13 protein-coding genes and 1 tRNA gene are annotated in these 21,017 nt (G+C 39.9%); 5 read left to right on the top strand and 9 right to left on the bottom strand.

The features are described from left to right. Positions 1 to 9: 9 nt before the first annotated feature. The 8 genes from L1967_RS04350 to L1967_RS04315 form a co-directional block, all read right to left on the bottom strand. A complete protein-coding gene (locus L1967_RS04350) occupies positions 10 to 996 on the bottom strand; it encodes a TRAP transporter substrate-binding protein (protein WP_249600499.1) in 987 nt (328 codons plus the stop codon). Beyond that, positions 993 to 1,664: a bifunctional 4-hydroxy-2-oxoglutarate aldolase/2-dehydro-3-deoxy-phosphogluconate aldolase gene (locus L1967_RS04345; RefSeq protein WP_249600498.1), complete on the bottom strand. Its 672-nt coding sequence runs from the start codon at positions 1,662 to 1,664 to the stop codon at positions 993 to 995. Before L1967_RS04345 ends, L1967_RS04350 begins: the two co-directional genes overlap by 4 nt. Before the next feature lie 839 nt (positions 1,665 to 2,503). Then, positions 2,504 to 3,658 carry an alpha-hydroxy acid oxidase gene (locus tag L1967_RS04340; RefSeq protein WP_249600497.1) on the bottom strand — a complete coding sequence of 385 codons (1,155 nt, stop codon included), beginning with the start codon at positions 3,656 to 3,658 and terminating at the stop codon, positions 2,504 to 2,506. Between the two features lie 737 nt (positions 3,659 to 4,395). After that, positions 4,396 to 5,418 (bottom strand): sugar kinase, encoded by a 1,023-nt coding sequence (locus L1967_RS04335; protein ID WP_249600496.1) that lies wholly within the window; start codon positions 5,416 to 5,418, stop codon positions 4,396 to 4,398. Continuing rightward, positions 5,419 to 6,822, bottom strand: coding sequence for a glucuronate isomerase (gene uxaC / locus L1967_RS04330; RefSeq protein ID WP_249600495.1), 1,404 nt, complete (start codon positions 6,820 to 6,822; stop codon positions 5,419 to 5,421). It abuts the gene before it with no gap. Positions 6,823 to 6,837: 15 nt separating this feature from the next. Beyond that, a complete protein-coding gene (locus L1967_RS04325; protein ID WP_249600494.1) occupies positions 6,838 to 7,599 on the bottom strand; it encodes an SDR family oxidoreductase in 762 nt (253 codons plus the stop codon). Between the two features lie 6 nt (positions 7,600 to 7,605). Continuing rightward, positions 7,606 to 8,439 carry a 5-dehydro-4-deoxy-D-glucuronate isomerase gene (kduI, locus tag L1967_RS04320; protein WP_249600493.1) on the bottom strand — a complete coding sequence of 278 codons (834 nt, stop codon included), beginning with the start codon at positions 8,437 to 8,439 and terminating at the stop codon, positions 7,606 to 7,608. Between the two features lie 881 nt (positions 8,440 to 9,320). Further along, a complete protein-coding gene (locus tag L1967_RS04315) occupies positions 9,321 to 10,292 on the bottom strand; it encodes a Gfo/Idh/MocA family protein (protein ID WP_249600492.1) in 972 nt (323 codons plus the stop codon). 1,309 nt (positions 10,293 to 11,601) lie between these two features. On the opposite strand from L1967_RS04315, the gene L1967_RS04310 reads away from it, so the two are divergent. From L1967_RS04310 to L1967_RS04300, 3 genes are all read left to right on the top strand, one after another. Then, entirely contained in the window at positions 11,602 to 12,138 is a 537-nt protein-coding gene (locus L1967_RS04310) for a hypothetical protein (RefSeq protein ID WP_249600491.1), read from the top strand. Positions 12,139 to 12,185: 47 nt separating this feature from the next. Further along, positions 12,186 to 12,258: transfer RNA gene (locus L1967_RS04305), tRNA-Phe, on the top strand. A gap of 965 nt (positions 12,259 to 13,223) precedes the next feature. Further along, positions 13,224 to 14,324 (top strand): slipin family protein, encoded by a 1,101-nt coding sequence (locus L1967_RS04300; protein ID WP_249600490.1) that lies wholly within the window; start codon positions 13,224 to 13,226, stop codon positions 14,322 to 14,324. A 370-nt stretch (positions 14,325 to 14,694) separates the two neighbouring features. Here L1967_RS04300 and L1967_RS04295 read toward each other — a convergent pair whose 3' ends face one another. Further along, positions 14,695 to 15,744 carry a GntR family transcriptional regulator gene (locus L1967_RS04295; protein ID WP_249600489.1) on the bottom strand — a complete coding sequence of 350 codons (1,050 nt, stop codon included), beginning with the start codon at positions 15,742 to 15,744 and terminating at the stop codon, positions 14,695 to 14,697. Between the two features lie 170 nt (positions 15,745 to 15,914). On the opposite strand from L1967_RS04295, the gene L1967_RS04290 reads away from it, so the two are divergent. Both L1967_RS04290 and L1967_RS04285 read left to right on the top strand, forming a co-directional pair. Then, a complete protein-coding gene (locus tag L1967_RS04290) occupies positions 15,915 to 18,011 on the top strand; it encodes a bifunctional aldolase/short-chain dehydrogenase (protein ID WP_249600488.1) in 2,097 nt (698 codons plus the stop codon). A gap of 670 nt (positions 18,012 to 18,681) precedes the next feature. Then, positions 18,682 to 19,962 (top strand): sugar isomerase, encoded by a 1,281-nt coding sequence (locus L1967_RS04285; RefSeq protein ID WP_249600487.1) that lies wholly within the window; start codon positions 18,682 to 18,684, stop codon positions 19,960 to 19,962. Positions 19,963 to 21,017 lie beyond the last annotated feature (1,055 nt).

The raw sequence follows: 21,017 nt of genomic DNA, 5'->3' as shown, positions 1-21,017 counted from the left end.
AAATCAATATTATTTTACGGCTTGAATGGCTTCAATGGTTTTCTTCATCTCTGGGTCTTTCTTGAATTCATCATACATTGGCTGAACCATATCCCTAAATTGTTCTTTTTCGGGATAGGTCACTTTTACTCCCGCTTTTTTAATTTCTTCTAAGGCGTGCATTTCAGCTTCGCGCCAAATCTTTTTTTCATATTCTGAAGATTCCATCGCGGCCTCCTTCACCCATTTTTGCTCTTGTTTAGAAAGCTTGTTCCAAACTACAGTGCTCATTAAAAGTTCATCGGGAAGCGCAGTATGCTCATCGACCATATAATATTTACAAACTTCGTAATGGTAGGATAGGTAAAAACTGGGTAGATTATTTTCGGCACCATCAACAATGCCCTGTTGCAAGGCGGTGTATAATTCTCCCCAACTTACGGGAGTGGGCGAACCGCCTAAATATTTTACCATATTAATCGCGGTCTGGCTTTCCATTACCCGTATTTTCTGCCCTTTTAGATCTTCAGGTGAGTTTAATGGCTTGGTGCTGTAAAAGCTTCTACTGCCAGCATCGTAAAAAGTAAGTCCTTTCAAACGATTTCGTACACTGGCCTCTAATAAGTTTTCGCCTATTTTACTTTCTAACACTTTAAACCGATGTTCGCGATCTTTAAATAAAAAAGGCAAACCAAAAACCTTTAATTCGGGAGCAAAATTTTCGACCACTCCGGTAGAAACTTTCGTCATTCCCAAACTACCAATTTGTAGCAATTCTACCAATTCTCTCTCGGTGCCTAGCTGCTGACTTGGATAAATGGCGACGGTCAGTTTTCCGTTCGATTTTTCTTCAATACGATCGGCCATAAACTTCATCGCCTTATGGACGGGATGGGTAACATCCAGCCCGTGTCCCAGGCGAATGACTTTGGTTTTTCCTTCTTCTTTACAAGCTGAAAAAACCAAAGCAAAAGCCAGTAGCATACCTACTGTTATTTTTCTTCTGGTTGAAATCATTTCTTTAAACTTTCTACGATTTGAATGGCTTCTTTCACCTTCGCTTCTACTTTCTGTATATCGAAACTGCCGTCTTCTTTTTTCTGAAATAATTTAGAACCGATGCCTACGCAATGAACGCCGGCCTCAAACCATTCTTTTAAATTTTCCTGGGTTGGAGAAACACCGCCGGTTGGCATAATGCTGGACCAGGGTAAAGGCCCTTTTACGGCTTTTACAAAGGAAGGTCCACCGACTTGTGAACCGGGAAAAATCTTCACGACTTCCGCACCTAGTTCTTCAGCATAATTAATTTCGGTAACGGAACCGCAACCCGGCATCCAGGCGACTTTCCTACGGTTGCAGGTTTTGGCCATTTCTGCATTGATTAATGGGGAAACGATAAAATTGGCGCCTAACTGAAGGTATAAAGCGGTAGTTCCGGCATCGATCACCGAACCTACGCCCAACATCATTCCGGGTAATTCTTTGGTGGCATATTTTACCAATTCGGCAAAAACCTCGTGGGCAAAATCCCCGCGATTGGTAAATTCGAATACACGAGCGCCGCCGTCATAGCAGGCTTTTAAAATATCTTTACAGGTTTGCACATCGGCGTGATAAAACACAGGAACAATTCCTGTGGCTTTCATTTGCTCTGCTACTGCTATTCTTGAATATTGTGCCATTTGATAATGGTTATAGGTTAATTTATTGTTTTTTAATTGAGTGTTTTCTAGACCTCACAGGTTTTTGAAACCTGTGAGGTCTGTTATATTCTATTCTCTCTTTTCTTGTCAGGTCGAGTGAATTTCAATGATCATTGAAATTTGTATCGAGACCTTATTCCTTACTACTTTTCTCTCTACTTTTTTTCATTGCCAAAAAAAGTAGCAAAAAAGTCTAGTCTTATTTTTATTTCCTTGAATTGTTAGTGAAATAGATTATCCTGCGCAAGGGAAACCGTTTCACTAGTCCCTTGCTCCTCCATCCACCGCTGCACTATTTCCCTACAATTACTACGGAATTAAAAAGTAGGACCTTTTTTATTCATTTTCAAATCATCTTTCTTTCCTCGGTTGAACGAGATCTCTCTCCCGATAGCTATCGGGATTGTCGAGATGACGCTCGTCTATTTTCTAACTTCTTACTTCTAAATTCTAGCTTCAGTTCTTGCTTTGGCTTCGATAAAATTGCTCCTACGTCGCAATCACTCAGCCGCCGCTAAAATTCTCATTCTGTTTTGTCTCTTCTGTTCATTTTGTCTTGATACAAAACGAACCAAAAAATCAAGGCTTACGAACACTTATCTAAATTTATCGTTCGATGCCTAAATTTTAGGAACTCGCTAACGCTCAAACAGCCTAAAATTTCACGGCATTTTCACTTCAAATTTGACGATAAGCTTTCGATAGGCCGTTTTAGCTCTAGTCTTGATTCTTGGTTCTTGGTTCTTGCTTCCAGAATCAAGACTTTCTTATCTCTTCTCTCTTTTCTACCTTATTACTTCTAAATTCTAACTTCAGTTTCACTTCTCTTTTACCAAATATTTCGGTAGATCGGTTACTTTTTCGCAACAGACTTGTTCCAGTACTTGTTGCAGTTGCATTTTAAGCATTGCGATGGTATGGTCGCCACCTTGATCGCCTAAAGCGCCCACGCCATACATAAATGATCGTCCTAAAAAGCTAAAATCGGCACCGCTGCTCATTACCCGCGCGATATCGGGACCGGAGCGGATTCCACTATCCATCATTACCGTGATGCGGTCTTTATATTTTTCAGCGATATGCGCAAGAGGTTTGATGGTCGATTCGCCAGCATCTAACTGTCGACCTCCGTGATTGGAAACAATAATTCCGTCGAATCCTAAACGGATGGCTTCTTCTGCATCTTCATCGGAAACGACGCCTTTTAATACGAGTTTCCCTTTCCATAAATCACGCAATGGTTTTATTTTTTCTTCGTTTAACCGACCGGAAAAAGTGGCATTCATCCACGCACCCAATTGTTTAATGCTCATCCCTTTATCCATATATTTTTTCATCGTGGCAAAGTTGGGTGCGCCGTGTTTTAGGGTTTGCATTGCCCAGCTTGGTTTTCCCATTACTTGCCATACATTTCTGAAATTCATTTGCGGTGGCATTGCCAGGCCGTTTCTAATTTCTTTTGGTCGGTATCCAAAAGTGGGAACATCACATAAAATCACTAAAACGGGAACTTCAGCGGCTTCAGCGCGTTTTAAAATATCGTCACGCAGCCAATCTTCGGTAGGATGGTATAACTGAAACCACGCGCGACCTTCAGTGAGTTCACTCGCCCGCTCGATGCTGGTGGTGGTTACGGTACTTAAAATAAACGGAATGTTGTGCTTTAAAGAGGCCTTGGCTAAAATTTCGGGAGCATTGGGCCACATTAGGCCTTGCAACCCGATGGGTGAAATGCCAAAAGGCGCATCGTATTTTACGCCGAACAATTCGGTTTCTAATTTTGAATTACTGTAGTTTTTGAGGTATCGTGGTTTTAACTGAATTTCCCTGATTTCATCGGTATTTCTTTTAATATTGATATTCTCGTTACAGCCTCCGTCCAGATATTCAAAGGCAAAACGGGGCATACGTTTTTGCGCACGCTCCCGAAGCGATTCGATGGAAGGATATTCGGTGTTAAATGGAAAGGCCATTGTTTTTTATTTATAGCTTACCGCTGTTTATTTTCAGCTTTTTTGTTATTTATAATTCTTCAGCATCGCTTTGGCTTCTCAGCCGCTGCTAAAAGAGCGTTCAAAGTTGAAAAGTTTAAGATTGAAAGTTGTGATTTTCATTTTCAAATTGACACATTTTCAAATCATCTTTCTTTCCTCGGTTGAACGAGATCTCTCTCCCGATAGCTATCGGGATTGTCGAGATGACGCCCGTCTTGGTTCTTGACTCCTGTTTCTTGTTTCCAGAATCAAGACTCTATATTCTCTTCTCTCTATTTCTCTCTTCTAAATTCTAACTTCAGTTCACGCTTTGGCTTCGATACAATTGCTCCTTTGTCGCAATCACTCAGCCGCCGCTAAAATTCTCATCCTATTTTGTCTTTTCTGTTCATTTTGTCTTGATACAAAACGAACCAAAAAATCAAGGCTTACGAACACTTATCTAAATTTATCGTTCGATGCCTAAATTTTAGGAACTCGCTAACGCTCAAACAGCCTAAAATTTTACGGCATTTTCACTTCAAATTTTACGATAAACTTTCGATAGGCCATTTTAATTCTAGTCTTGGTTCTTGTTTCCTGTCTCTTGATTCCGGAACCAAGACTCTATATTCTCTTCTCTCTTTTCTACCTTCTTACTTCTAAATTCTAACTTCGATTCCCGCTTTGGCTTCGATACAATTGCTTCTTCGTCGCAATCACTCAGCCGCCGATCGTTATCGTTTTATCCTTCCGCCGGTGCTGCCTTGGATGACTTCTAACACTTCTTCAGGGCTTACGAGATTCGCGTCGCCTAGAATGGTATGTTTTAACGCACAGGCGGCATTGGCGAAATTCAGGGCTTGCTGATCGTCAAAATGGATCAGGCCATAAATAAGTCCCGCAGCATAGGCGTCTCCAGTGCCAATTCGGTCCACTACATTGGTGATTTCTAATTGTTGGGTTTCTATATATTCGCTACCCGTCCACGCGCGACCGTAGATTTTTTGCCACGAGGCACTTACGCCATCGCGAATTTTATCGAATACTTTTTCGATGGACGGACAGGCTTCCAATAGAGCTTTACTGGCCGCGATAAATCCTTCTTTAGAAAAATCGAAATCTGTTTTTAGGATTTCATTGATTTCGTTGACGCCACCGATAAAAATGGTGGACATTCCTACCAATTCTTTTAAAATCTCGTGACCGTCTTTGCCATATTGCCAAAGGTTGCTTCGGTAAGCGGGATCGGCAGTGATGGCAATTCCTTTTTCTTTAGCTACTTGCAAGCCTTCTTTTAAGGTTTGGTAAGCGCTTTCTGAAATGGCGGGCGTAATTCCCGTCCAATGTAAAAAACCGGCATCGTCCAATACTTTTTCCCAATTCACACTTTGCGGCGTGATATTGGCAAAGCTGCCGTGTAAACGGTTATAGGCTATTTTACTGGCGCGCAATCCTGAACCGACTTCTAAAAAGTACAATCCTAAGGGATGGTCTACTTTATTAACGGCGGAAACATCGATCCCAAACTGGCGCATCGCGGCAATGGCGGCATCGCCTACCAAATCGTTAGACACGTTGGTCACTTGTTGGGTTTTTTCGCCAAAATAGGCCAAGGAAGCGGCCACGTTCATTTCAGTGCCGCCAAAGTAGAAATCCATTGTTTTTGCCTGCGGAAGTTTCCTGTTTTCAGCTGGTGATAACCGCATTAGGACTTCCCCGAAGGAAACAATTTTTTTATGTTGTGCTGAATTTTTCATTTAAAAGTTGAAATAATCTTTGGCATTTCCGTAGCAAATATTGGCAATGGTATTTCCTACCAAATCCATATCCTGTGGTAATTCCCCGGAAGCCATTTCTTTACCGAAGAGGTTACATAACACTCTTCTAAAATATTCGTGACGTGGAAACGAAAGGAAACTTCTGGAATCGGTTAACATTCCTATAAAACAACTGATTAGTCCCATATTAGATAAGGTGTTCATCTGTTTTTCCATTCCGTCCTTCTGGTCTAAAAACCACCAACCGGATCCCCATTGTACTTTTCCTTTTACGCTGCCGTCGTTAAAGTTACCAATCATTGTGGCAAATACTTCGTTATCGGCAGGATTCAAATTGTACAAAATCGTTTTGGTCAGTTTGTCTTTTCCGTCTAAGGTATTTAAAAATCGGGACAATTTTTCGGCTTGACTGTAATCGCCTATGGAATCCCATCCGGTATCGGGCCCTAATTGTGCCAGCATCCGTTTGTTGTTATTCCGAAGCGCGCCTAAATGGAATTGTTGTACCCAACCGAATTGATGGTAGGTTTCACTTAAAAACAGTAAAGTGGCGGTTTTGAATTTTTCGGATTCTGTAGCTGAAACTTCCTTTCCGGAAAGCTTGTTTTTAAAGATGGCATTGATCTCGGCTTCGGTAAATTCAGCAAAAGACATTGCATTTAATCCGTGATCACACAGTTTACAGCCGTTTTCATCAAAATATTCAATGCGGTTGAGCAAGGCGTCTTTTAGATCCTGAAAGCTCTGAATATCGATATTGGCGGTTTTGCCGAGTTCTTTTAGGTAATCGGTATAGCCTTGGGCATCAATTAAAATGGATTTATCGGGACGAAAGGCGGTACTGACTTTAATGCCGAAGTTTTCTTTTGCCATCGCCTGGTGATGTTGCAGGGTATCGGTGGGATCTTCGGTGGTACAAAGGGTTTCCACATTCATCTGCTTCAACAGTCCTCTACAGGAATTGTCTTTTTGCTGCAATTGGGCATTGACGTTGTCGTAAATGGCTGAGGCGTTGTTTTGATTCAGCAATTCATCGATCCCAAAATAGCGTTTTAATTCTAAGTGCGTCCAATGATACAATGGATTCCGCAGCGTATAGGGAACGGTTTTTCCCCAGGCTTCAAATTTTTCTTTGTCGCTGGCGTTGCCGGTGATGTATTTTTCGTTGACGCCTAGCGCTCGCATTGCCCGCCATTTGTAATGGTCGCCATTAAGCCAAACTTTCGAGATATTTTCGAATTGGGTATTGGCAGCGATTTGCGCGGGTGGCAGGTGGTTATGGTAATCGATAATGGGTTGGTTTTTGGCGTACTGATGGTATAATTCTTCAGCATACTTGTTTTCCAACAAAAAAGTATCGGTGATAAAGGTGTTTTTACTCATTTGGTTTGTTTCTGTTTAACGTCCCATCCAACCGCCATCGACGGTAAGGATGCTTCCGGTCATATAATCGCTGGCTTTGGAAGCGAGAAAGGTGATAGGGCCTTTAAAGTCTTCTGGTTTTCCCCAGCGACCGGCAGGGATTCTTGCTAAAATGGCTTCGCTGCGTTCTTCGTTATCGCGTAGGGCCTGGGTATTATCGGTAGCGATATAACCGGGCGCGATGGAATTGACCTGAACGCCTTTGGAAGCCCACTCGTTTGAAAATGCCATCGTTAATTGACCAATAGCGCCTTTGGAAGCGGCGTAACCGGGAACGGTGATTCCGCCCTGAAAGGTGAGTAAGGAAGCGGTAAAAATTACTTTTCCGTGTCCGCGTTTCAACATTTCTTTTCCGATTTCACGGGTTAAAATGAATTGGGCGTTTTGGTTCACTTCAATGACTTTATCCCAATATTCATCGGAATGTTCGGCTGCCGGGGCTCTTAAAATGGTTCCGGCATTATTGACTAATATATCGATTTGTGGATTTTCGGCTTTTACTTTTTCAATAAAGGCATACAATGCTTTACGGTCTGAAAAATCACATTGGTAGGCTGTAAACTCCTTCCCTATTTCTTTTACGCGCTTCTCGATTTTAGAACCTTCTAATTCTAAGGAAGCTGAAACGCCTAAAATATTGGCGCCGGCTTCGGCCAAGGCTTCGGCCATCGCAAAACCGATTCCGCGTTTACAGCCGGTGACTAAAGCTGTTTTTCCTTCTAAACTAAATAAACTCATTTGCTCTTATTTTAATTCGTCTGGAGTTACACCATCCATATCACCATAGTCTAAATTCTCTCCTGCCATTCCCCAAATAAAGGTATAGTTAGAGGTTCCGGCACCGGCGTGAATGGACCATTCCGGTGAAATCACAGCTTGATGGTTTTTCATAAAAATATGACGTGTTTCTTGTGGCTGCCCCATAAAATGACTGATGGTTTGGCCTTCGTCTAAATCGAAATAAAAATAGACTTCCATTCTACGTTCGTGCGTGTGTGGTGGCATTGTGTTCCAAACGCAACCTTCCTGAAGTTCGGTCATTCCCATTTGTAACTGGCAGGTATCGATCACGCTATTTACCAATAGTTTATTGATAACTCGCTTGTTAGAGGTTTTGGTGTCGCCTAATTCTACCACCTCAGCTTCTGCTTTGGTCACTTTTTTGGTTGGATAGGATTTATGCGCGGGAGCTGAGTTGATGTAGAAATAAGGCTGCTCGTTGGTGGCTTCAAAAATCACTTCTTTGGTGCCGCGACCAATATAAATGGCTTCACGATGACCAATTTCGTAAACTTCGCCATCTACGGTTACTTTTCCTTTTCCGCCTACATTAATGACTCCTAATTCACGACGGTCTAAAAAGTTTTCGGCTTTTAGCTCGTCGATGGGTTCTAATTTTAAAGCTTGATCTACCGGAAAAGCACCACCGGCAATGTAACGATCGTACATTGTGTAGGTTAAGCTAATCTGGTTTTTCACAAACAATTCCGGAATTAGGAAATGCTCTCGAAGTTCTTCTGTTGTATATCTTTTCACATCTTCGGGATGATGCGCATATCTAAATTCTGATTTGGTCATAGCTTTGTATTTTATTGATTTGTCTTTTATTTATTGGCACCGCCAAAGGGTTTAATACCCCGACGCTCGCCTCGAAATTATAATTTTGTCTCTATCGAATGCCTCGTGGGCTTGCCCCGAGGTAGTTTCCTTATAGGCTTAGCAATTTCTTACTAATCTTACGGGATTGCATCCTGCACTCACCTGAATTTTGGAGTTACTAATTTAAGGTTATGCAATCGATTACACAAATATATAAATGTTTTTTTACGATTTCAATTTTTAGCAGTTTTTTTATGTTAAAAATGAATTATTTATAAATAATAAGGTGTAAAAAAGCTATTAATTTGATTAATTAAGGAATTTTAAGATTGTTTAAATGAATTTAGGAAATTGATAATCTGGAATTTTTAATGAGTTGTGGGTTCGTCATTCCGTTCTAAGCAGGATGAGATCCCAGATCAAGTCTGGGATGACGTGATCGTCTTGTTTCCGGTATCTTGGTTCTTGACTCTTGTTTCTTGCTTCCAGAATCAAGATGCTCTCTTTTCTAACTACTATTTTCCTCAGCACCACTCTGGCTTCGATACAATTGCTTCTTCGTCGCAATCACTCAGCCGCCGTTACGGGTAGCGTTCAAGGTTGAAAAGTTTAAGGTTCAAGGTTGTTTTCTTTATTTTTATTTTATAGTTCTTTCGTCATTCCGGGCTTGACCCGGAATCTCATCACGTTCTCAGCAGGATGAGATCCCAGATCAAGTCTGGGATGACGTGATTGTCGTGTTTCCTGATTCTTGGCTCTTGTCTCTTGGTTACTACTTCCAGAATCAAGATTCTCTCGTCTATTTTCTTGTCAGTTCGAGCTTTTTTATGGACGATAAGTGAACAAAATTGTATCAAAAACTATCTTGTAAACGTCTCCATTATTTTCATCACTTCTATTCCATTTTCTAAGCTACAGGGGTTTTCTTCTTTGCCCAGAAAATAGTTAATGGCAGTCTGAATCATAGGTTGTTGTACGTGCGGTATGCTTTTGAAATTAAAAATTTCTTTTCCCTCAGGTTTGGTGAGTTTTACCTCATCACCAAAGAATGAAAATTGAATGATGCCTTTTTCGCCATAAATCTTACAGCGGTCTATTCGTTTTGGACTGCTGCTGTTGAAGGCCCAAATGCCGTTAAACTGGACGTTCCCCGGAAATTCCATAATACCGTTCACGATATCATTGGCGTTGGAAAAACCGGATTGATTGGCGGCAAAACCTTGTATTTGCTGGGGTTTCCCGAAGTAATTCAACATTAAATCAAGTTGATGTGGCGCTAAATCGTAAAAATAACCACCGCCTGAAATTTCGGGGCTTAACCGCCAATTTTCGTCGGTTTGGGCGACGAGTTTGTTTTTATTGGGTTGAATGATCCTGATTTCGGCCCACTGAATGTTTCCTATGGTATTTTCTTCCAGCAATTCTTTTACTTTTAAAAATGCAGGAAGTTTTCTGCGATAATGAGCAACCACCAATTTACTGCTTGTGTTTTTTAAGGCGGTTTCTATTTGTAAGGCTTCGCTAAGGGTGACGGTGATTGGTTTTTCCAGGTAAATATGCTTCCCGGCTTTTATTGCTTTTAGAGTATAAGCTAAGTGCGACGACGGCGGCGTGGCGATATAAACGGCATTAATGTTGGAATTTTGCAAAATTTCATCGGCATTGGTGGTCCAGTGCGAGACGTGATGCCGCTTGGCAAAGTCTTTGGCTTTGTCTGCATTTCTGCGCATTACACTCAGCAATTCTGAATGTTCACATTGTTGAAATGCGGGGCCACTTTTTACTTCGGCTACATCGCCGCAACCTATTATTCCCCAAGAGATTTTGTGCATTGGTGGTTGGTTTAAGATGAATTCGATTAAAGCTTATTTTAGCGATTGAGTAAATTTACGATGATTACTAAATTGCCCGTAAAAAACCGTGTTATCGAACTCTGTTTTATTTTAAGCGACTGAATTTATTGATAAAATTTTGAATATCTGTTATGAAACATAATGAGATATCGGATCAATTCCGGTAGCGATCGGAATGGAATGACGTGATTGTCCTCGTTCTTGTTTCTTGCTTCCAGAATCAAGATGCTCTCTTTTCTAACTACTATTTTCCTCAGCACCACTCTGGCTTCGATACAATGGCTTCTTCGTCGCCATCACTCAGCCGCCGTTACGGGTAGCGTTCAAGGTTGAAAAGTTTAAGGTTCAAGGTTGTTTTCTTTATTTTTATTTTATAGTTCTTTCGTCATTCCGGGCTTGACCCGGAATCTCATCACGTTCTCAGCAGGATGAGATCCTGAAACAAGTTCAGGATGACGCTCGTCTTGACTCTTGTATCTTATTTCTTACTTCGAGAATCAAGATGCTCTCGTCTATTTTCTTGTCTGTTCGAGTTTTTTTAAGGACAATAAGTGAACAAAAATGTATCGAGAATCCGATCTTTCAATGAAAATAGCCAAACGCACCCACCTTATTTTAACAGAAAAGTATATATTTGCCCCGTAATGAAAACAAAAAACACATATCATCCACAAAGTCTATGCTTACGTATAGATGTGAAAATTGAACCAGGTTTTGGTTCAGCCGGGGACGCTATGTGTTGTTTTAAAGAAAAATAAGAGAAAAAATTATATCTTAAAATAAGCAAAAGCGTCTGAAAATTATTTTTAGACGCTTTTTTTATGAATTAAATTGAAATTTTATTGAACAACGTAAACACACCCATACTTGAACAAGCGATCTACTAAATTATTCATTCTGAGTTTTTTAGCGTATTGAATGAAATTCTGCATTTGGCGGACAGGATTTTCTTTGCTTAAAAATAAATATAACCAATTGATTTTCAGTAAAATAAATTCAAAATTTTGTTGCGAGATTAAAAATTAGTTTACATATTTGCACCGCAATCAAGCAAAACAATTAAAAACAAGAGGTATGCGATTTACACAACATATATATTTAGAGCCAGGTGATGGGTCTTGTGAAAAAGCGCTTCAGGATTTTTATACTTATAATTCGTTATAAATGAAAAGATCTGAAGCCAGGACTTAACCGCTTCAGATTTATTCTTTTTAGACTGAATTTTCTTCATTCTTATTGATCTGTCGCGGTTCTTAAAGCAACATTTAAAGAACAAAATTTAACCGTGATGGACACGAATTTACATAACATTTATTTATTTAAAGCGCTGGACGCTTATCCTTATGAGTTGGAAGAAACTATAGAAGCCTTAAATTATGCGCTTTCTTATGAGCCTACCAACGCTAAAGCTTTATGCTTGTTAGCCAAAATACACGCGGAACAGTTAGGCGATTATGAAATAGCAAAATCGTTGTACGCAGAGGCTTTGGCCAATAATATGGAAATGGCGAGCATTTATCCTGATTATTTATATGCTTTGCTTGCTAACGAGGATTACGAGGAAGCGTTAAAACTGAGCGATTTCGCCTTAAAGGTAAAGGGAGCGGATAAGGCGGTGATTTATACCATTAAAGGACAGGTTTACGAGGCGTTATTTACTTATAAAAAGGCGCTAAAAAGCTTTAAAATCGCTAAAAAATATGCTTTTAATAATAACTATATTTCTTTTTTAAAGGCGGAAAAAGATAGGATTAAAGATAAAATGCCTAAAAAGAAAAAGTCGAAAAATAAGAGCAAGAAAAACAAAAAGAAGAAAAAGAAATAGGCGGTTTGACGGGCGCCGGGCAATGTAAAAAAGCATTGCCCAAATTTGGAACAGTAGCAAAGCAGGTCTATGCGGCAGACTGAAAATCTGAAGATACAGGTTCGATTCCTGTCTGTTCCTCATCGCCTGTGTTTGATTTAAGAATTGATTCCCGCCATTTTGGGTCATTGAGTGAATTTTCAAGGAAAATTTGTATCGAAATGTTACCAAAATGGAGGTTTCGATACAAAATCTTTTTACAAAGATTTCACTCAGCCTCCGGGACTCGGTTACATCAAACTCAGGTACATAAAAATTTCAAATTCAGGTCTTGTTGGGTGTTTCTGTATAGCACTATTGCATCGACTATTGCCGGGAGGTATGATGGTTGTATGTTCAACTTGGTTTGGAGGTTCGCAGTATACCATAATTATTGCACGGCTCTGTAGGTCGTGGGTTCGACTCCCACTAATGCTTGCGCATTATAGTTCAGCCTGGTTAGAACAACAGATTTCTTTGTTGCGGGTTCGAGTCCCGCCAAAAGCTAAAAGTTTTTGTAACTCAATTGGTAGAGTAGGAAGCTAGACTGATTATCTAGTCACAAGGAGTTGACCGCTCCTAAAACCGGTCTCCTAAGCCGTTATGCTTTAAAACTGACAACTAAAAAACCGAAAAAGTGAATGGGCAAATTCTATGATTAGAAGGAGCAATCTAAGCGTTGCCAGAGCCAACAATCACTTAGTAACCAAAGCTATTGCTTTTGTGATGCTTGAGCGTAACAATGAAGGCTGAAAAAGCTAAGTTCTTAGGTTCAAAATTTATAAAACCAATGGTGGCCGTTATTAATTATTGAAGGTTCCGCAAAGTAAAGATCATTCGCTTTTAGGTTTTTTTAAAGATTGAAAATTGCGTAAGGGATTGTAGCGGCATCCTTTTTAAATTTTTGAAATTTAAAAAGACCCGCCTGCCGTCGGGCAGGTACAGCGAAAAGCCTGACTGCCGGCAGGCAAGCCCGACCCGTTAGGGGTACGCCCAAAATATACTTTTAAAAGTAGGCAGGTTCTAGAATTGCCAAAATTGAATGTTGAATTTTAAATAAAAAGAAAATGAAACGAGTAAAAATTACTAATGGTAGTGTTGGTTTGGTTTTTAAAAATGGCGAATTGATGAAGGTGCTTGAAAAAGGGACGCACTGGCTATTTTTTAATGAAACGGTAATGAAATACGATCTTACCCAAAAACCGCAATTGCCTGTTGCTTTTGAAATGGTGAAAGATGTTACAGCCTTGGTGGAAAGCTTGCACGTGGTAGAAGTGAAAGATCTGGAGTTGGTGCTGGTTTTTGAAAATGGAAACTTTAAGGAGGTATTAACTTCGGGCAGGCATTTGTTCTGGAATAAAGTCTTGGATTACCATTTTATAAAAGCAGATATGAGTACGCTTGAAATCCCTAAAGAAATTGATAGCAACTTGCTTTCCAGGTACGAATTGGCAAGATTTGTAAGGGTTTTTGAAGTGGCGGCGCACGAAGAGGCTTTGTTGATGATTGATGATGTGTACACCAAAAAATTAAATGCGGGTATTTACCGATTTTGGAAAAATGATACCAGCATAAAAATTGCTCGGGTAGATTTAAGGCAATTGCAACTGGAAGTTAGCGGACAGGAGTTGTTAACGAAAGATAAGGCGGCGATTAGAATTAACTTTTTTGCGAACTACAAGGTAGTTAATAGCGAAAAAACCATTTTAGACAACAAGGATTACAGCAAGCAATTGTATGTGGCCTTGCAGCTAAGCCTTAGGGCGTTTGTAGGACAATATTCCCTGGACGAATTGCTTTCTAACAAAGTGACGATTGCTGAAGCTGTTTTTGCAGAGGTACTTGAAACAAGCGAAGATCTAGGGATCCAACTCTTGTCTTGTGGTATTAAGGATGTGATTTTGACCGGTGAAATGAAAGATATTATGAACCAGGTGTTGATTGCTGAAAAAAAGGCACAAGCCAGTGTGATTACCCGAAGGGAAGAAACAGCTTCGACCCGAAGTTTGCTGAATACCGCCAAATTGATGGCCGACAACGAAATGTTGTACAAACTGAAGGAAATGGAGTATGTTGAAAAAATTGCCGATAAAATTGGTGAAATCACCCTAAGCGGTAATGGTGGAATGGTAAAACAGCTTAAAGAAATTTTTGCAGTGAATCCTTAAGTAAAGAGGCTAATGGTAAAAGATTGGCCTCTTTTTATTTTTAATAGTGTTTATTTTCTTTACTGCGGAAAAGATTGAGGAAACGTTGGAAGATGTTGGGGTTTTGAATAACTAGTTCTCCTAATACATCTTCTGATAATTCATCTTTAAATTTATCCTATTAAGGATGAGTTTTAGAGTCCATCGATATAACTTCAGTTTTAAAACCAATATAAGAAAAATCTAAAGTGATATCCAGAGATTTTGTCAAAGCTTTATTCTAAATTTTAGATTGGTAACACTCGCAATTCTAATAATCTAATCGCATTGGATCCTAAATTCACTTTAATTAAAAACTTCCAATTCGCCGTTATGTAATCGATTACAAAAATTACACAGAATTTCTCTCTATATACTTAAATACATTTTTTACCCTTTCCTTTTTATTTTTTAAAACCATATATGCAGCCGATTCTCCCATAGCCTTAAAATCAGTACTAATTACAGTAATCCCTAAAAGTTCTTTAAGCGGCGTATCGTTATAAGATATCACGCCTATATCTTTAGCCAAAGTTAATTTTTTAGATCTAATTTGTCTCACCAGGTTTACTAAATCTCTTTCCTGAATAGTTATATATAAATCCTTGCTTTGCAATTCCATATCATCATAAATCTTATCCAAAACTTCGAAGTCAAAATGATGTTCTACACAGAATTTTTTAAATCCGTAAACTATTCTTTTAGGATAAGGATTTACTGATTTATTAGGATAAACTAATATAATCTTATCATATTTTTGTATTCGCTCTATTCCTTCCTTCAAGGCATTATAAATATCCTCTTTAAAATCTTGAAAAATTGCTCCGTAATTCCCTGTTATTTCAGGCTTAGTATTATCGAGCATTATCAATTTATTTTTAGGAATTTTCTCTATACTCTCTAAAACACTCGCAGTACAACTAACATGATTAGAGTTTTCATCTCTAAAATGTGGCATAATTACATAATAATCATAATAGCCAATGTTACGCTCCAGATATTTAGTGAACAGGGTTTCATCACAATGATAAATATGAAGATTTACATGCCCATTTATCCCCAAAGTATCTACAAACGAATTATAAATAATCATTTTATAGGTACTTGGCTTATTCACTAAAAAGAAAACATTTGTCTTAGAGATTAAATCTGTCTTTGTAGTATAATAACCTTTTCCTTTTACTGAAACAATAATTTTTTTCTCCTTTAAGTTTTTATAAGCCTTTTCTACAGTGTCTCTAGAAAGTAATAAATGTTCACTTAATTCATTGATTGAGGGGATTTTTTCTCCTATTTTTAAATTCCCCTGAGCGATATCATAAACAATAGAATCTACAATTTGCTTATATTTAGGTATACGGGAACTTGGATCAATTTTTATTTCAATCGATTGCGATGTCATTTGATGTTGATTTTAGATGAATTAAGGGTCTTTTTAAAATATAGATAAACTTAATATATTTTCTCAATGTTTAAAGATTATTTGAAAAAATTAAGCAGCACACCACAGGATGGAAGCTTTTTGGTTTCCAACTACATTTGAGATGCTTAAATTGAAACAATAAAATTAAAATGGAAAAAACTTTTCAGTACGTAGACTATCTCTGGGATGAAGCTAAAGCTGCCGAATTGGGTGACAATCAGGTAGCTTTGTTTTTATACCGGTCTAATATATTAGGTGCCGATCTTAGAATTACCAATTATGGTGGCGGAAACACCAGCTGTAAAACCATCGAAAAAGATCCACTTACCAATGAAGATGTAGAAGTAATGTGGGTAAAAGGTTCCGGTGGAGATATAGGCACGCTTACCCGCAAAGGAATCGCCGGTTTATATACTGAACGCCTAAGAAACCTAAAAAACGTGTACGGAGGTTTAGAAGACGAAGATCGAATGGTAGGCCTCTTCAATCACTGTATTTACGATTTGGACAGCAAAGCCCCTTCCATCGATACCCCGCTTCACGGATTGTTACCTTTTAAACATATCGATCACCTGCATCCCGACGCTCTAATCGCGGTGGCGGCTGCAAAAGATAGCGAAAAAGTCACCAAAGAAATTTGGGGAGATACAATGGGATGGGTGCCCTGGCAACGTCCCGGTTTCGATTTAGGACTTCAGTTAGAAAAATGTCTCGAAGAAAATCCCGGAATCCGCGGAATCGTTCTCGGTAGCCACGGTTTATTCACCTGGGGTGATACCTCTTACGAATGCTACGTAAATAGCCTCGAAGTTATTGAAATGGCTTCTGAATATATCGAAAAGAAAATCAAAGAAAACGGAGAAGTTTTTGGCGGACAAAAAATCGAATCTTTACCTGCGGAAGAACGGAAAGAAAAAGCCGCCGAACTGATGCCACTGTTACGCGGATTGGCCTCTTCAGAAAATCAAATGATCGGTCATTTTACCGATAGCAATACCGTTTTACAGTACATCAATAGTAACGATCTGGAGCGTTTGGCACCAATGGGAACCTCTTGTCCCGATCATTTTCTGCGCACAAAAATTCAGCCGCTTATTTTAACTTTGGATCCATCAGATGAGGTGACCGATACCGAAGCTACGCTGAAAAAATTAGAGCCTTCTTTTGAACAATATCGAGAAGAATACCGCCAATATTACGAAAATCATAAACACGCCAACAGTCCGGCAATGCGCGATCCTAATCCGGTGATTATCATTTATCCCGGTGTAGGAATGTTCAGCTTTGCCAAGAACAAGCAAACCACCCGTGTGGCGAGCGAATTCTATGTAAACGCCATCAATGTAATGCGCGGAGCCGAAGCCATTAGCGAATACACCTCCTTGCCAAGACAAGAAGCCTTTGATATCGAATATTGGCTGTTAGAAGAAGCCAAATTACAACGGATGCCTGCCGAAAAGCCACTTTCCCGTAAAGTAGCTATCGTAACCGGAGCGGCCGGCGGAATTGGAAAAGCCATCGCCGATAAATTAGTAGCCGAAGGCGCCAATGTTGTCCTTACCGATATTAGTCAGGAGAATTTAGACGAAGCCTTAGCCACCTATAAACGCGACGAAGCAGCCATCGCCATTTGCGATGTGACCCAAGAAGAATCGATAGAAAAAGCCTACAAAGAAGCCAATTTGGCCTTTGGCGGTGTCGATATCGTCGTCCATTCAGCAGGATTAGCCATTTCAAAATCCTTACCCGATACCACGCTCAACGATTGGGAACTATTACAAAACGTATTGGTAAAAGGGCAATTCTTAATGGCGCAAAAAGGCGTTGAAATTATGCGCAAGCAAGGTCTGGGGGGTGATATCGTAAATATCGCCAGTAAAAACGGACTCGTTTCCGGACCTAACAATGTAGGCTACGGAACCGCAAAAGCAGCGCAACAACATATGACCCGTTTATTAGCAGCCGAATTAGGAGGCGATCATATTCGGGTGAACACCGTAAATCCTGACGGAGTGATCGTTGGTAGTAAAATCTGGGAAGGCGATTGGGCCGAAGGCCGCGCCAAAGCACACGGAATTAAAGTCGAAGACCTACCCGCGCATTACGCCAAACGAAACCTATTAAACGAAATTATCCTACCAGAAGACATCGCCAACGGCGTATTCGCCTGCGTAGGAATCCTCGAAAAAAGCACCGGAAACACCATCAACGTAGATGGAGGAATGGCCAATGCTTTTGTGAGATAGAATTTTTAATGGTGATGAGAGGTTAGAGGTGAGAAGTGAGGATTCTTGAAGCAGGAATCAGGAACTAAGAACCAAGAAGTGTCACTTCGAGTGATCCTGACGATAGGAAGGATTATATCGAGAAGTATGAGACCTTACAAGAAAATGGAATAGATTTGAAAGGAAGAAACAATGTCCTACTTTTTAATTCCATAGTAATTGTAGGAAAATGGCGCAGCGCTGGATGCGGAGCAAGGGACTAGTGAAACGGTTTCCCTTGCGCAGAATAAGCTATTTTCTTAACAATTCAAGGAAATAAAAATAAGACTAGACTTTCCTGCCCGTCCGGCAGGCGGGTTTGCTACTTTTTTTGGCAATGAAAAAAAGTAGGGATAATAAGGTTAGAAGTGAGAAAAAAGAGAATAGACTAGAGAGTCTTGATTCTGGAAACAAGAGAAAGGAACCAAGAACCAAAACAATCACGTCATCCTGAATTTATTTCAGGATCTCATCCAGCTGAGAACGTGATGAGATTCCGTGTCAAGCCTGCCTCGCCGGCAGGCAGGCACGGAATGACGGTAAGATTAAATATAAAAACCTCACCCGTTTCAGAAACCTGTGAGGTTTGAACAATAAAGTCTAAACTCTAACATCTAAAAGCGAAGCGATCTAAAATCTTAAAAGAATAAAGATGAAAATAAATACTGATCAACTATCAGAATTCAATAAAAAGCAAAACGATTCATATGAAAATGAAATCGATTACCTAAAAAATAAGTTTGCAAAAAAGGGAATTTCGGTAGCTGAAATTATACAAAAATTAGCCGATTTTCAGGTCGCCATTCCCAGCTGGGCATTAGGGGCCGGCGGAACCCGTTTCGGTCGATTTTCTTACGGCGGCGAACCCGCTTCTTTAGAGCAAAAGTTAAACGATATCGGCATTTTGCACGCGCTGACCAAAACAGCCGGAGCCGTTTCCCTGCACATTCCGTGGGATATTCCGGAAGATGTAAACGCGATTAAAGACATCGCTAAAAGTCACGATATTATTTTTGATGCGATGAACTCGAATACCTTTCAGGATCAACCCGATGCGAAAGAAAGCTATAAATTCGGTTCTCTCAACAGCAGCAATGAAGCTTCTCGTAAATATGCGGTGCAACATAATAAAGAAGTGATTCGAATAGGAGAACAATTAGGTTCTAAAAGTTTAACGGTTTGGTTAGCCGACGGAGCGAGTTTCCCGGGTCAGCTGAATTTTCAAAACGCGTTACAAAACACCGAAAAAAGCCTGAAAGAAATCTACGCTTCAATGCCGGAAGATTGGAAGCTTTTTATCGAATATAAACCTTACGAACCCAACTTTTACAGCACCACCATTCAGGATTGGGGCACCTCATTTATGTTGGCCAATGCCTGTGGCGATCGCGCGTTCACCTTGGTCGATTTAGGGCACCATTTGCCCAATACCAATATCGAGCAAATTGTAGCCACCCTAATGTACAAAGGAAAATTAGGCGGATTCCATTTTAATGATAGCAAATACGGTGACGACGATTTAACCGTCGGTTCCATAAAACCCTACGCCCTGTTCCTGATTTTTAATGAATTGGTGTACGGAATGGAAAACAATCCGCAAAACCCGTATCCCGCCTGGATGATCGATGCCAGTCATAACATCAAAGATCCGTTGGAAGATTTATTACAATCCTTAGAAGCCATTTTAATCGCTTACGCCCAAGCACTGTTAGTCGATCAAAAAGCCTTAAAAGAAGCACAACAAAATAATGATGTTACCAAATGTCAGGAGATATTGCAAGACGCATATCGAACCGATGTTCGTCCGATTGTAAAAGCAGCCCGAGCTAAAAGTGGCGCCGCGGTGAATCCCATTGAAGCCTACCGCGCTTTCGATGTCCGCAAAACCCTCATCGAAGCCCGAGGGATGAAAACCGTAGCAACGGGATTGTAGAAGTGAGAAGTAAGATTTTAGAAGTTAGAAAATAAAAAACGGCGGCTGAGTGATTGCGACGCAGGAGCAATTGTATCGAAGCCAAAGTGGTACTGAGGAAAATAGAATATAGAGAATAAACTAGAGAATCTTGATTCTGGAAACAGGAGAAAGGAACCAAGAACTAAGACGAGAATTAAAATGGCCTATCGAAAGCTTATCGTAAAATTTGAAGTGAAAATGCCGTAAAATTTTAGGCTGTTTGAGCGATAGCGAGTTCCTAAAATTTAGGCATCGAACGATAAATTTAGATAAGTGTTCGTAAGCCTTGATTTTTTGGTTCGTTTTGTATCAAGACAAAATGAACAGAAAAGACAATATAGGATGAGAATTTTAGCGGCGGCTGAGTGATTGCGACAAAGGAGCAATTGTATCGAAGCCAAAGCGAAACTGAAGTTAGATTTTAGAAGTGAGAAATTAGAAAAGAGAAAATAAACTAGAGAATCTTGATTCTGGAAACAGGAGTCAAGAAACAAGAAACAGGACGAACGCGGAAAGATCTCATTCAACCGAGAAGTAGATTTGAAAATGTTTATTAAATAACGAAGAAAACACAACTTGAAACCTTGAACTATTAACGGCGGCTGAGTGATTGCGACGTAGGAGCAATTGTATCGAAGCCAAAGTGGAAATTGAAGTTAGAGTGTAGAAGTGAGAAGAGAATAGACTAGAGAATCTTGATTCTGGAAACAGGAGTCAAGAAACAAGAAACAGGACGACCGGGGAGAGATCTCATTCAACCGAAAAAAGAAAGTAGATTTAAAAATGTTTATCAAATAACGAAGAAAACACAACTTGAAACCTTGAACTATTAACGGCGGCTGAGTGATTGCGACGTAGGAGCAATTGTATCGAAGCCAAAGTGGAAATTGAAGTTAGAATGTAGAAGTGAGAAATTAGAAAAGAGAATATAGACCAGAGAAGCAGGAAACAGGAAAGAAGAAACAAGATAATCGTCATCCTGAACTTGTTTCAGGATCTCATCCATCTGAGAACGTGATGAGATTCCGTGTCAA

This window comes from Zunongwangia pacifica (genome assembly GCF_023499215.1).
Lineage (GTDB): Bacteria > Bacteroidota > Bacteroidia > Flavobacteriales > Flavobacteriaceae > Zunongwangia > Zunongwangia pacifica.
This window is presented reverse-complemented; position numbering and strand designations above follow the sequence as displayed.